Source organism: Streptomyces sp. BE20 (genome assembly GCF_036322525.1).
Taxonomy (GTDB): domain Bacteria; phylum Actinomycetota; class Actinomycetes; order Streptomycetales; family Streptomycetaceae; genus Kitasatospora.
In genome coordinates this window covers 1-368 of sequence record NZ_JAQYWW010000201.1, presented here as the reverse complement: position 1 = coordinate 368, position 368 = coordinate 1, and the positions used below count along the sequence as shown (strand labels likewise).

At 67.1% G+C, this 368-nt stretch carries 1 pseudogene; it reads left to right on the top strand.

Going from position 1 to position 368, the window contains the following annotated elements:
- Positions 1–221: 221 nt before the first annotated feature.
- A pseudogene (locus PUR61_RS00900) lies at positions 222–368 on the top strand (immune inhibitor A domain-containing protein); the annotation flags it as partial.

Genomic DNA, 368 nt, shown 5'->3' with positions numbered 1-368 from the left:
GGGGGGGGGCCGCCGCGGCCCGCCCCCCCGCCCCCCCCCCCAACACACCCACCCCCCACCCCCCCCCAACCCAGAAGGCACACCCACACACCACCCCCCCCCCCACCAAGCCAGACCCCAGCCCCACCAACCCACCCCCCCGTATTTAATGATACGGCGACCACAGAGATCTACACTGCATTGCACACTCGGTCCCTACACGACGCTCGTCCGATCTCAACTGGTTCTGCGACTACACCATGCAGCCCGAGAACGGCGGCCACGGAGTCTTCGCCCACGAGTACCGCAACGACCACCGTCTGAACTACCTGAACGACACCACGGGCAGCGGGAACGACAACTCGGTCGGCTTCTGGTCGCTGATGTCC